Source organism: Streptomyces sparsogenes subsp. cuspidosporus (genome assembly GCF_039532705.1).
Taxonomy (GTDB): domain Bacteria; phylum Actinomycetota; class Actinomycetes; order Streptomycetales; family Streptomycetaceae; genus Streptomyces; species Streptomyces sparsogenes.
Genome location: NZ_BAAASD010000008.1, coordinates 56,391 through 68,431, shown reverse-complemented (window position 1 = coordinate 68,431; position 12,041 = coordinate 56,391). Strand labels below are relative to the sequence as shown.

Sequence of the window (12,041 nt, the reverse complement as noted above, 5' to 3'; positions counted from 1 at the left end):
TTTGCACCGGAGGTGTGTCCGGCCTGCCCAAGCGCCCGGAGGTGCGCTGGTCTGCCGCACTTCACCCAGCAGGCTGACGACCGCAGCGATGTTGACGGCGGCTGGTATCGGGCAGCGACACGCCGTGACGTCGGCGTATCGCTGTCCGATACTCACCTACTCACCTACTCACCTACTCACCCACTCACCTACTCACCTACTCACCTACTCACCCCCGAGCCACTGGCATGACGGTCCTCCGCAACGCAGTCGGCGGGCCGTTTCATCTTTCCGCTCCGCCCTTGGACGAGCGTCTTGCCCGTGCGTCTCGTCGCCAGAGCGCCGGCGGCTTGCCGTACCGCTGCTTGAACGCGCGGCTGAACGCGGCCTCCGACGTGTATCCGACGTTCTCCCCGATGGACCCGGCCGGTAGGGAGGTGTCGCGGAGCAACTCGGCCGCGGCGTCGAGGCGTACATGCGCGAGGTAAGCGGCAGGCGGCTTTCCGACCCGCTCGGCGAACCGGGCGGCAAACGCCGACCGGGAAAGGCAGCACGCTCGGGCCAGCTCTTCGACCGACCACTGGCGGCCGGGGTCCCGATGAATCGCGCTCAAGGCCGGCCCGATCTGGGGATCGAGCGCGCCGGCGAGCCAGTTCGGCTCGGCGCCCGCGTCGGCGGCCCAGGCGCGCAGAATCTGGATGAAGAGCAGATCGAGGATGCGGGCGATCATCACCGCCGACCCCTGAGAGGGCGACTGCATCTCGATGAGGATCATCCTGCGCGCCACTTCGAGCCCTTCGAGCGCCGGGCCGCGAGCGCCACGCAGGACGATCACGGCCGGAAGGCTCGCGAGCAGATGGCTCGCCTGCGGGTCGCCGATCGTGAAGGTCCCACAGAGCCAGCGCGCCGGCCGCGGCGCCGGCGCGTCGTACCCGGACGCACCGCCGCCCCCGGCGGCGGACGCGTGCCCGCCCGCGTCGCTGATGTGGTGCGCGTCGCCGCGCGACAACAGGATGACATCGCCCCGACCCGCGCACTCGACCTGCGGGGCCCCGTCGACCCGGAGCACGACCTCGCCCTCCTCGACGATGTGCAGGGTGCCGATACCGGAGAAGCCGACCGAGAACGTGTCCAGCGGACCGTACGCGGCGACCCGTTCTCCGCTCAGCCGGACGGCTCGTAACAACTCCGAGAGCAGGTCGTACGACTCCCCGTTCACATCAAGGCCGAGCGCCGCGTCCTCGTGCGCAGGAGGATCGGCAAACCCCTGTGGCGGCTGGAGCACATCGGCGGGGGACGCTGGACGATCAGCAAAATCTCCCGGCGGAACGATCACGGTTGTCTCCCGTTTCGCTGCCTAGGCTCGACGCACAGCGAGTGAACACGCGGGCTCTGGCCCACGGCTGGGGTGCTCTGTCTACCACGTCCCTTGGTGAGGCAGCCGCGCCACCGGACGTTCGTCCGACATCGCAGTCGCCCAGGTCGGGATCCGCTCGCGCGCACCAACGAAATGACAACCAGGAGACAAACTCGTGACTGAGCAGGGCAAGCCAACCAAGATCAGCTTCGTCTACTCCAACCCCACCGATCCCGAGGCGTTCGAGGTGGCCTACCCCGAGCAACTCGCGCTGGCGCGGAAGCTGTCCGGCCTCGTCCGGCTGCAGGCATCCAAGGTCTGGCCGAAGGAAGACGGCAGCCCCACCCCGGCATACCGACTGCTGGACCTGTACTTCACCGACTACGCGTCGGCCAGCGCGGCCGCCGCAGAGGCGGGCCCCCTTGTCGCCGCTACGCGCGAACACGCCACCGGAGGCGTAGTGATCGCATTCGCGGAGGTCCTCGAAGACACCTGATTCCTCGATCTTGCGTGACGGTCCACCGACGGAGCCGGCGGGCCGTCACGCAATACGCTGGGCGGGGCTACGACTACGACACATACCGCCGTCTGCTGTGGAAGCGCGAGGCAGAGTGACTGGAGAAGGCATCGTTGAGGCCGGCCAGGTAGTTGGCTGTCGTCGGGGCGGGCGCGCACGTACGAGAACGGGCGCCGGGCCCGATGCGTCTGACCGCGCATGCGTACTGCGCGGGAGCGAGTCGGAGGAGTAGCTGCATGGCCGAAGAGGGCGAGTCGGAGCCGGAAAGCCCACTGTGGAAGTGGCTGGCCCTCACGATCATGGTCGGCGCCCTGGGCGGAATGCTGTGGCTGATCAAGCCCTACGTCCTGGACGACCCATTCGACAACACCAGCGAGGTGCCGTGCTCGGCGGTGGCAGCCTTCGCCGGCGGTGAGTTGCCCGATGGCGCGTCGGATGGGCGCTGCACCGAGCGTAGCTGGACGGACGTGCAGATGCAGGCCTCGTTCCGGATGCCCCGCGCCGCCGTCGCGGGCTGGCTCGATTCCTCCTTCCCCGGAAGCCGCAAGCGTGACCGTGAGCTGCCCACCCCGTCCTGCGGGTGCGACCTGTACCTGGACATCCAGTCTCCACCGACAGGTGCGGAGGCGGACGCGGTGCAGATAACGGTGGTGTACGAGGACTCGGATACCGCCTTCATCAACCTCGCCGCGTTCACCGTGTGAGCGGCGACGCTCCCCACGCGGGCCCCACCGCACGGCGCGCATGCTGGGTGCTTGACCTACCCGAGTGCCCAACAAGGCGCGCCGATTGACCACCGTGGTGGCGGAGCACTGTTGAGAGCAGTTGCCGCTCCAGCCGGCGAAGGGGTCGCGAATCGCCGCGGCTTCCTCAGGAGTGAGGCCATAGGCGGCGAACTGCTCGCCGGCGTACCGCTGGACACGGCCGCGCGAGCCGGCGAACATGCGGCGGTCGAGGCCTGCGCCGTGCTGAGCGGCGAGCTCGGCCGAGGTCGGATTCCACCGGTGCGTGATGCAGCAGTTCGGCGACGAACTCCACCTTGCTCTGCGCCCGAGGCTGGGTCGGTGCGTTCAACCTGCTGTAGGTGGGGATCAGGTGGACCTGCGCGACGGCATACCCGCGGCTTCGTAGGCGGTGGTGATCTGTTCCGCGGCCTGGTTCGTCTCCTTGCCCTCTCGAAGGGCGCGAAGAGGCGCGCGTCGTCACTCACTCGATTGAGGATGTGGTGAGCCTGGTCGGCGTAGCCGCCCGCGAGTGCTTATCCGTAGCCCTTGGCGAACGCGTCCAGGCCAATGCGGATCAGCTGGCGGTGCAGCTCGTCCACTAGGCAGCGGCTGTCGTCTTGCGGGGGGATTCGCCGCGCTCCGCCCGACGCCCTGTCACGGTCCTTGACCGAGATCCGTGACGTCAACGCCGACCTCGCCCAGTGCAACCATTCCTCCCGCAAGGCGTTCAACCTCGGCGACCACCTGCAGGGGCAGACCCGACACGACGTGCTCGGCGTCCGGGTCTTACTCCCAGTGCCATGGCTCCCGGTCGCTCACGCTGCTCCCTGCGCCTGGTCGATGCCGACTTCAGCGCATGCTTTGTCAAGGACGCGGCCGATCTCCGCCGCAAGTTCGCGACCCCCGTGGGTGTCGTCGACCTCGGCCGCACGGGCTTCCAACGCCCGGAGGCGGGCGGCTCGGTCCGGGTGGCGCTCGATGGCGACGTAGACGGCCCACTGCCCGACGAAACGGCGCATGGGTGCCGCGCTCACCTGCTCCCGGGACTGCCGGAGTGCTGCGGCGCGCTCGGCATCGAATGTCGGCAGTGCGTCTGGGGCGATCAGCGCAAGAGCAGCGCGCAGTTCCTCAGGTGTGCTCGCCGGCTGGGCGACCCGGTGGGCTTCCGGATCACTGTCGGCGATGTCGTGCATCGGATGTTCGGGCCGCGTGGTCATCGCGGTCTCCAGTAAGGATCGGCAGGTCCGCTGTGCGCCCTACGGTACGTGTTCGTCCTGCTCGTGCGCATGGAGATGCGGTCGTCCGCTTAAGTTCACCCGGCGGGCTGCTGACCGCCGCGAGGTTGCCAGCGGCTGTCCTCCGCCGATCTCCGGGTCTTGCCAGTGACTGTTTTCAGCACGTCTAGATCGTGGAGGATCAGCCGACGGGCGCAGTTCGCCCACCAGTCGCGGCTGCCGTCGTGCCGTGTTCACGGAGCTCAGGGAATCGGGATTCCCAAGCGGTCTTGACCACGACAGGGAGGAACAGGTCACGCCACACCTGTCGCAGCGATGTCGCGTTCAGATACGCGTTGAGTTCGTCACGAGTCTGGCCCTCGCGGATGACACGCTCGTACATCAGCCGGAAGTCTGCCTCGTCGGCCAGGTCATAGATGTAGTGCGGTCCCCAGTCGATGTGGCGCGGCAGCGTGACGCCATCGGTCGTCGGCCCGTCCAACTCGGCAAGCGACTCCGGCAGTACGTACGGCTTCGCCGCTGCATACCTGCTCATGATCTCAGCATGGCTGATGTGGTCTCTCGGCGGCGCTGATCACACATTCGAGCGCACCAGGGAGTGAACGCCGACGCGGGGCGACCGGCCAGCATGCCCGGCGCCTGATCTGGCACGCCACGGGCACGGGACGCCTAGAGAGGTCTAGACAACAAACAAGGCCTGGGTCGCTGACCTGGGGCTTTGTGCTGGAGCGGGTGACGGGAATCGAACCCACGCTCTGAGCTTGGGAATCACCGGGCGCTCGACGCTGATCAGGCTGCTGACCAGCGAAAACGACGGCGGGCCGGTGTGCCCACCGCGGCACCCGTCATTGACCGCTGTTTACCGCTCTATCTGGTGCGCTTCTGGTGCGGGGACGCCACGTGGTCGCTCAGTGTGCGTCCTGACGCGCCCCACCGTGGCTCACCTTGCACCAGCCAGCGGGCCGATCGCATGCATGCAGGCTGCCCGGTAGTCGCTGATCAGCCGAGCCATGTTATGCGGGTGATCACAACCAGCTCGAGCCGTTCCAGGGCCATGAACATGAAGAAGCCCCGCCCTCCGAAAATGTCCTGTGTCCGCAGCCCCCCGCCGTGCGGGTTTCCGCGGCCGACGTCGATCGCGTCGCGGCCCAGGACTGTCAGCTGCTCAGCCAAGCGCTCTACCTCGGCCACGACTTCGTGCGGCAGGCCGCCTACGACGTGCTCGGCATCGGGGTCGTAGTCCCAGGTCCAGTTATCGCTCACGCGGAGATCTCGTGGTGCGCCAGTTCTGTGATCTGTCGCATCTCGGCGAGTGCGGAACGCAGGGCCTCGCGGTCTGTTGCTTCTTCCGCTACGGCTTCCAATTCGCGCAGGCGTGCAGCGCGGGCCGGGTAGCGCTGGATGGCGACGAATTCGCCCCACCACTGCAGGAAGGTGCGCAGTGGAGCGATCGTGCTCTGAGCAGCGGCTTGTTCAACGGCGCGGTCGAGGTGTTCGACGAAGGAAGGCAGCTGAGCGGGGGCGATCTGGGCGACCGCTGCGCGGAGCGCTGCCGGAGTGAGCGCCGGCATGGGGATCAAGGGCCCGTCGGGGGCAGAAGGCTGTTCGGTCATCGAAACGTCTCCTGGGCGGCGGTCTGCGTGATCATCGTGAGCCTGGCCGTTGTTGCGGTCGCTGGCCTGAGCCTACGCCCGCGCCTCGTCCCCCACACAACACCCGACGCGTCTCGATCGCTTTAGCCCAAGTGTGATCGCGTTGCGCCGGATCTCGGCGCGTCGTCGCGCTGACGGAGACGTCAGCGGCCCCGGAAAACGAAGAAGCCCCGGGTCGCTGACCTGGGGCTTTTACTGGAGCGGGTGACGGGAATCGAACCCGCGCTCTGAGCTTGGGAATCACAGCGCGTTCGGCGCCGATCATGCCGCTGACCTGGGTAAACGAGCGCTGACGATGGGCTGGCATGCCCGCCACAGTCCCCGTCATTGACCGCTGTTCATCGCTGCATCTGGTGCGCTTCTGGTGCGGAACCTGGCGTACTGCCGACCAGTCCGCGCTGAGGTCCAGTCCCTCGAAGCGAGATCTGCTCACCCGCTAAAGATTGGAGAACGGGGGGATCACTCGCGTGATCGCGATGAGGCGCAGCCGGGGGAGGGGCAGCGCGTAGAACCAGCCGTCGACGAGCAGGGGGATGCGCCGCACTCCGCCCGGCACGCCCCGTCGCGGTCCTTGACCGAGATCCGTGACGTCAACGCCGACCTCGGCCAGTGCAACCATCTCTCCCGCAAGGCGTTCAACCTCAGCGACCACCTGCGGGGGCAGACCGGACACGACGTGCTCGGCGTCCGGGTCATACTCCCAACGCCATGGGTCCCGGTCGCTCACGCTGCTCCCTGCGCCTGGTCGATGCCGGCTTCAGCGCATGCTGTGTCAAGGATGCGGCCGATCTCCGCCGCAAGTTGGCGAGCCTCGCGGACATCGTCGGTCTCAGCTGCGCGAGTTTCCAGCGCCCGCAGGCGGGCGGCGCGGTCCGGGTGGCGCTCGATGGCGACGTAGACGGCCCACTGACCGACGAAGCGACGCATGGGCGCCGCGCTCACCTGCTCTCGGGACTGCCGTAGTGCCGCGGCGCGCTCGGTATCAAATGTCGGCAGCGCGTCTGGGGCGATCAGCGCAAGAGCAGCGCGCAGTTCCTCAGGCGTGCTCGGCGGCTGGGCGATGCGGTGGGCTTCCGGATCACTGTCGGCGATGTCGTGCATCGGATGTTCGGGCTGCGTAGTCATCGCGGTCTCCAGTAAGGATCGGCAGGTCCGCTGTGCGCCCTACAGTACGTGTTCGTCCCGCTCGTGCGCATGGAGATGCGCTCGTCCGCTTCAGCTCACTCGTCAGGCTGCTGACCGCCGCGACGTTGCCAGCGGCTGTCCTCCGCCGACGTCCGGATCTTGCCAATGATTGTTCTCAGCGCGTCCAGATCATGAAGGATCAGCCGACGGGTGCAGCTCGCCCACCAGCCGCGGCTGCCGTCGTGCCGTGTTCACGGAGCTCAGGGAATCGGATTTCCCAAGCGGTCTTGACCGCGACAGGGAGGAACAGGTCACACCACACCTGTCGCAGCGATGTCGCGTTCAGATACGCGTTGAGATCGCAACGAGTCTGGGCCTCGCGGACGACACGCTCGTACATCAGCCGGAAGTCTGCCTCGTCGGCCAGGTCATAGATGTAGTGCGGTCCCCAGTCGATGTGGCGCGGCAGCGTGACGCCACCAGCTGTGGGCCCGTCCAACTCGGCAAGCGACTCCGGCAGTACGTACGGCTTCGCCGCTGCATACCTGCTCATGATCTCAGCATGACCGGTGTGGTCTGTCGGCGTTGCTGATCACACAGCCGAGCGCACCAGGGAGTGAACACTGACGCGAGGCGACAGGCCGACATGCCCGGCGCCTGATCTGGCACGCAACGGGCACGGGAGGCATAAAGAGGTCTAGACAATAAACAAGGCCCGGGTCTCTGACCTGGGCCTTCGTCGTGGAGCGGGTGACGGGAATCGAACCCGCGCTCTGAGCTTGGGAAGCTCATGTTCTACCATTAAACTACACCCGCGTAAGACGCGATCTCTCGCTGTCGTACCGTCGCACACTGTACCCCATGGCTGACCCCCGGCGCATTTGTCGCGGGGTCTTTGTGTGTTTTCGGGAAGGTCTGTGGAGGGTTTTCCGGGTGGTTTCGGAGGGTGCGCGCGTGAGATGCGGGCGGGGGAAGCGGGTAGGAGGGGGGCGGGAGTTGGGGCGTACGGTGGGGGCGGAGTGCCGCGTGGAGTGGTGGGTGGGTGATCCCCTAATGTGGCTTTTGTCGTCCACGTTCATGGGGAAGGGACTCAATGGAGCGCACCGTCGTCCGTTGTGCCGAAGGGCACGTGTTCAGCACCGCTTCGTTCCCGTTGCAGCACCTCACCGTCGACCGGATCGGCCCCGGCCGGCTGCTGCGCTGTCCGCGTTGTGCGCGGTTGCGGCAGGCGGTGCCGGTGGGGGGCGTGAAGCGGTAGTGGTCGGCGTCGGCTGCTGATCGCGGGGCCCGGTCCGATTGGGCCGGGCCCAGGTCGTGGGTGGGGTGTGCGTATCCTCGTTGCGTGCTTCTCTCAGACAAGGACATCCGGGCCGAGATCGATGCCGGGCGGGTGCGGATCGATCCGTTCGATCCGGTGATGGTGCAGCCGTCGAGCATCGATGTGCGGCTGGACCGCTTTTTCCGGGTGTTCGAGAACCACCGTTATCCGCACATCGACCCGGCGGTGGAGCAGCCGGATCTGACGCGGCTGGTGGAGCCGGAGGGGGATGACGCGTTCATCCTGCATCCCGGGGAGTTCGTGCTCGCCTCGACGTACGAGGTGGTGACGCTGCCCGACGACATCGCCTCGCGCCTGGAGGGGAAGTCGAGCCTGGGGCGGCTGGGGCTGCTGACGCATTCCACGGCCGGTTTCATCGACCCCGGGTTCTCGGGGCATGTGACCCTGGAACTGTCGAACGTGGCGACCTTGCCGATCAAGCTGTGGCCGGGGATGAAGATCGGGCAGCTGTGCATGTTCCGGCTGACCTCGCCGGCCGAGCATCCGTACGGGTCGGCGCGTTACGGCTCCCGCTATCAGGGGCAGCGCGGGCCGACGCCGTCGCGGTCGTATCAGAACTTCCACCGGACGAACGTGTGAGGCCCGGGGTGGGCGAGCAGCGGGAGAATCTGACGTACGAGAGCTTCGGCACGGCCGTGCGGGAGCTGGCGCAGACGATCGCGGATGACGGGTACGAGCCGGACATCGTGCTGTCCATAGCGCGCGGTGGGGTGTTCGTCGCGGGTGGGCTGGCGTATGCGCTGGACTGCAAGAACATCCACCTGGTGAACGTCGAGTTCTACACCGGCGTGGGCACCACTCTCGACATGCCGGTGATGTTGGCGCCCGTGCCCAACGCGATCGACTTCTCCGACAAGAAGGTGCTGATCGCGGACGATGTCGCGGACACCGGCAAGACGCTGAAGCTTGTCCGCGACTTCTGCGTCGGCACGGTCGCCGAGGTGCGCAGCGCGGTGATCTACGAGAAGTCGCAGTCCCTCGTCAAGTGCGAGTACGTCTGGAAGCGCACCGAAGACTGGATCAACTTCCCCTGGAGCGTCGAGCCGCCCGTCGTGCGGCGGGGTGGGCAGGTTCTGGACGTCTGATCTGCTGGTCCGATATGCCTGACCCGCTGGGCCTGACACGCCTGACCCGCTGGGGATCGGTGACAAACGGGTGAGGGGCCCTCTTGAGGGCCCCTCTTCTTGTGCCTCCGGTTCGGTTGTTCTACAGCGTGCCCAGCTTCAGCAGCGACAGCAGCGCGATCAGCTGGATCGCCGACGCCCCCAGCGCCTTCTGCCACGGCAGGTCGTGCGACTTGCTCACCATCGACGTGAACAGCACGCCCGCCCCCAGCCAGGTGGCCCAGCCCAGCACCTGCACCGTCGGGCTGTCCCCGCCGAGGAAGAGCGCGAACAGCAGGCGCGGTGCGTCCGTGATGGACATGATCAGCATCGACAGGCCGACGGTCGGGGCCCACGAGCCGTCGCCGCCGAGCTGGCGGGCGAGCGTGTGGGTGACCGCGCCCAGGATCAGGCCGCTGATCACGACGGCGACGCCGGTGACGAGGATCGCCGGGATGCTGTTGCCCATCGAGGCGTTCAGCACGTCCTCGCGGGCCTGGTCGAAGCCGAAGACCACCAGCAGGCCGTAGACGAACGTCACGATGAGGGCCGGGCCCCACACCGCGTAGTCGCGCATCTGCCAGAAGGTGGCCGACGGGCGCAGCAAGATGCCGCTCAGCAGCTGCTTCCAGGGCAGGCGGGGGCCGGCGGGCGGGGCGGTGGAGGAGCCGGCGCGGTAGGTGTGGGCGTAGCCGTCGTCGTACGAGCCGGGGCCGGGGCCGTAGCCGGGGTCCTGGGCGTACGGGTCGTAGGCGTCGGGCGCCTCGCCGATGCTGAATTGCTGGGTATGGCCCGGATCGTTGTTGCTGTACGAGCCGCCCGGGCCGCCTTGGCCGTAGCCGGGGGCGTGGCCCTGCGGCGGGCCGTAGTACGGGTCCTGGCCGCCGAAGTACTCCGGCTCCCCTTGTGAGGCGGGCTGCTGCCACTGCGGCTGCGGCGGTTGGCCGTACGGCGGCGCCTGCCGGCCGTACGGCTGCTGCTGCGGTGGTTCCTGCTGCCCCTGTTGCGCGGACCGGGGGTCCCGTCCGCGTCCGATCCTGAATCCAGCCACGATTCGAACGTACCCGGTCGTCGAGGCCGGGGTGCCGGACCTGTCGTAACAGGTCCGGCATTGCGGCCGAGCTGTGACATCCCCTAGGGGAACCCCGGGGGGTTGTCCCCCCTACGGAGCGGGGGTTGGCCGGGGGTTGGCCGGTCAGCGGGCGTCCGTGGCGAAGGGCTCGCTGGTGAAGGCGGTCCGGTCGGCGGTGCCCTCGATGATCCACCACCACTCGGGCCGATGTCCGGAGAGGGCGAAGCCGGGGGCGCGGCCCCAGGCGAGGACGATCTCGTCCTTGCCGTCGTGGTCGAAGTCCCCGGCGCCGTGGAGCCGGGCGGCGCGTCGCTGCTTCGGTATCTTCTCGCCGTCCACGCGGGCGGGGACGGTACGGGACAGGGTGCGGCGGCGCGCGATGTCGCCCGGGGAGTCGGGCCGGACGGTGATGATCTCGACGCCCCCCGACGCGAGGGGCACCGCCAGCTCGTCGGTGCCGTCCCCGTCGGTGTCGGCGGCGGCCAGGGCGCCCTCCATGTCCGGGATCTTGATTCCCCGGATCGTGGGCGTCTCTTTGAGGGGCGCGTCCTCGAGGCGCTTCCTCGTGTAGACGGTCAGCGTATGGTCCACCTCCGGCGCCTCCGTCTCGTAGCCGGGCTCGTTGTTGCGGGTGCCGGTGTCGCCGACCGCGACGTCCCGCAGGCCGTCCCCGTCGAAGTCGCCGAAGGCGATCGCGTTGCCCTCGCGCAGCGTGGGGCCGGTACGGGCGAGGCCGTCCGGGCCCGCGGTGAGGAGTACGGAGGCGGACTGCCCGTTGTCGTCCATGGCGTGCACCACCAGGTCGGTGGGCCGGTCGCCGTCGATGGTGTCCGCGAACAACCGATCGATCTGGCCGCTGCTGTTGTCGCTGTCCAGCGGGGTCCGGTAGGGCACCGCCCGGGCGGCCCTGCCGTCCCGGCCGAACGGACCGTAGAGCACGAGGAAGGACACGCGGTCGTCGCGGATCGTCGCCAGGTCGTGGTGGCCGTCCCCGTTGAAGTCGCCCACCGTCGGCCGTGACCCGTCCATGCTGTCGTCCGGGCCGCTCAGCGGGACCCGGGTAGCCCTGGCGCCGCGCCGGGGGCCGTCGGCGCGGCCCCAGGTGACGTACGGGACGGTCCGTACGGTGGTGTGGAGGCGGTCGGCGTCAGCCTCGCCGAGCGGTTCGGAGACCGGGGTCACCAGGTCGGCGTAGCCGTCGCCGTCGAGGTCGGCCGTGGCCACCGTGGCCGGGGCGAGGGTCGGCGCGTCCGCGTCGCCGCGGGTGGGGAGGCCGAGGTCCTCGCCGGTGAGCACGGTGCGGGTGGCGGGGTTGAGGCCGCCCGAGGAGCCGTGGACGAAGGCGAGGAGGGAGGGCATGGCGTCCTCCTCGTTCGCGGAGAGCGGGAGCGCGAGCTCCGGATAGCCGTCGCCGTTGATGTCGTCCGGCAGCTCGCTGCCCTTGCCCCGGGGGACGGGTGCGGTCGCGGTGGGGGTGGTGACCGCGGTGGCGGGGCGGCTGCCGGGTGCATCGCGGGGGGTGGGGGAGGTGCTGTGGTCACCCGACGTGGCCGGGGCCTTCCGGCCGTCCGGGCCGCCGCCGCTGCCTCGGCCGTCGCCGCCGGAGCCGCACGCGGCGAGCAGCGCCAGCGCCGTGGCGCAGGCCAGCGCGGCGGCGGTGCGGCTGGGCGCGGGGGTCCGGGGCCCTCGGCCAGATCGGTCGCGTCGGTCATGTCGGTCGTGTTGGTCGCGTCGGTCGTGTTGGTCGTGTTGGTCGTGTTGGTCAGCCTTCATGGCGGTCACCTGGGTTACGGCGGTCGCCCCTGAGGGTGGGGCGGTGGCGACACTGCATGGCGGGGCTTTCGGGGCTCGGGGTGTACACGGGGAGGTAGGAGGCAGGTGGCAGGTGGGGGCGTGCGCGGGTGCGTATGCGCGGGCGGGCGGGCGTGCGTGTGTGT

Annotated in this window: 15 protein-coding genes and 1 tRNA gene; 5 read left to right on the top strand and 11 right to left on the bottom strand. The window is 68.7% G+C overall.

Annotated elements, in window-relative coordinates:
- Positions 1-262: 262 nt before the first annotated feature.
- The gene (locus tag ABFY07_RS12705) at positions 263-1,315 is read right to left on the bottom strand and encodes an AraC family transcriptional regulator (RefSeq protein ID WP_346174589.1); all 1,053 of its coding nucleotides are present in this window, start codon (positions 1,313-1,315) and stop codon (positions 263-265) included.
- A gap of 196 nt (positions 1,316-1,511) precedes the next feature.
- On the opposite strand from ABFY07_RS12705, the gene ABFY07_RS12700 reads away from it, so the two are divergent.
- Both ABFY07_RS12700 and ABFY07_RS12695 read left to right on the top strand, forming a co-directional pair.
- Entirely contained in the window at positions 1,512-1,832 is a 321-nt protein-coding gene (locus ABFY07_RS12700; RefSeq protein ID WP_346174588.1) for an EthD family reductase, read from the top strand.
- A 257-nt stretch (positions 1,833-2,089) separates the two neighbouring features.
- Positions 2,090-2,557, top strand: coding sequence for a hypothetical protein (locus ABFY07_RS12695; RefSeq protein ID WP_346174587.1), 468 nt, complete (start codon positions 2,090-2,092; stop codon positions 2,555-2,557).
- An 836-nt stretch (positions 2,558-3,393) separates the two neighbouring features.
- Here ABFY07_RS12695 and ABFY07_RS12690 read toward each other — a convergent pair.
- The 8 genes from ABFY07_RS12690 to ABFY07_RS12655 all read right to left on the bottom strand — a co-directional run bounded on the left by ABFY07_RS12690 (position 3,394) and on the right by ABFY07_RS12655 (position 7,406).
- Positions 3,394-3,795, bottom strand: a complete 402-nt coding sequence (locus ABFY07_RS12690; protein ID WP_346174586.1) for a DUF6247 family protein — start codon at positions 3,793-3,795, stop codon at positions 3,394-3,396.
- A gap of 199 nt (positions 3,796-3,994) precedes the next feature.
- Complete coding sequence (locus ABFY07_RS12685; RefSeq protein ID WP_346174585.1) at positions 3,995-4,348, bottom strand: hypothetical protein; 354 nt, start codon at positions 4,346-4,348, stop codon at positions 3,995-3,997.
- A gap of 464 nt (positions 4,349-4,812) precedes the next feature.
- Positions 4,813-5,076, bottom strand: coding sequence for a hypothetical protein (locus tag ABFY07_RS12680; protein WP_346174584.1), 264 nt, complete (start codon positions 5,074-5,076; stop codon positions 4,813-4,815).
- Positions 5,073-5,426, bottom strand: coding sequence for a DUF6247 family protein (locus ABFY07_RS12675; protein ID WP_346174583.1), 354 nt, complete (start codon positions 5,424-5,426; stop codon positions 5,073-5,075). Before ABFY07_RS12675 ends, ABFY07_RS12680 begins: the two co-directional genes overlap by 4 nt.
- Positions 5,427-5,901: 475 nt before the next feature.
- Positions 5,902-6,192 carry a hypothetical protein gene (locus ABFY07_RS12670; RefSeq protein WP_346174582.1) on the bottom strand — a complete coding sequence of 97 codons (291 nt, stop codon included), beginning with the start codon at positions 6,190-6,192 and terminating at the stop codon, positions 5,902-5,904.
- Positions 6,189-6,590, bottom strand: a complete 402-nt coding sequence (locus ABFY07_RS12665) for a DUF6247 family protein (protein ID WP_346174581.1) — start codon at positions 6,588-6,590, stop codon at positions 6,189-6,191. Before ABFY07_RS12665 ends, ABFY07_RS12670 begins: the two co-directional genes overlap by 4 nt.
- A gap of 199 nt (positions 6,591-6,789) precedes the next feature.
- Positions 6,790-7,143, bottom strand: coding sequence for a hypothetical protein (locus ABFY07_RS12660; RefSeq protein WP_346174580.1), 354 nt, complete (start codon positions 7,141-7,143; stop codon positions 6,790-6,792).
- A gap of 189 nt (positions 7,144-7,332) precedes the next feature.
- Positions 7,333-7,406 (bottom strand) — tRNA-Gly (locus tag ABFY07_RS12655).
- 277 nt (positions 7,407-7,683) lie between these two features.
- Between ABFY07_RS12655 and ABFY07_RS12650 the strand changes: the two genes are divergently transcribed.
- From ABFY07_RS12650 to ABFY07_RS12640, 3 genes are all read left to right on the top strand, one after another.
- Complete coding sequence (locus ABFY07_RS12650; protein ID WP_170066569.1) at positions 7,684-7,848, top strand: hypothetical protein; 165 nt, start codon at positions 7,684-7,686, stop codon at positions 7,846-7,848.
- Between the two features lie 84 nt (positions 7,849-7,932).
- Positions 7,933-8,508, top strand: a complete 576-nt coding sequence (gene dcd / locus ABFY07_RS12645; RefSeq protein WP_346174579.1) for a dCTP deaminase — start codon at positions 7,933-7,935, stop codon at positions 8,506-8,508.
- A gap of 8 nt (positions 8,509-8,516) precedes the next feature.
- Positions 8,517-9,014, top strand: a complete 498-nt coding sequence (locus ABFY07_RS12640; protein WP_346174749.1) for a phosphoribosyltransferase — start codon at positions 8,517-8,519, stop codon at positions 9,012-9,014.
- A gap of 121 nt (positions 9,015-9,135) precedes the next feature.
- On the opposite strand, the gene ABFY07_RS12635 is transcribed toward ABFY07_RS12640, so the two are convergent.
- Positions 9,136-10,083, bottom strand: coding sequence for a Yip1 family protein (locus ABFY07_RS12635; protein WP_346174578.1), 948 nt, complete (start codon positions 10,081-10,083; stop codon positions 9,136-9,138).
- A 144-nt stretch (positions 10,084-10,227) separates the two neighbouring features.
- On the bottom strand, positions 10,228-11,877 hold the full coding sequence (locus ABFY07_RS12630) for an FG-GAP and VCBS repeat-containing protein (RefSeq protein ID WP_346174577.1): 1,650 nt from the start codon (positions 11,875-11,877) through the stop codon (positions 10,228-10,230).
- Positions 11,878-12,041 lie beyond the last annotated feature (164 nt).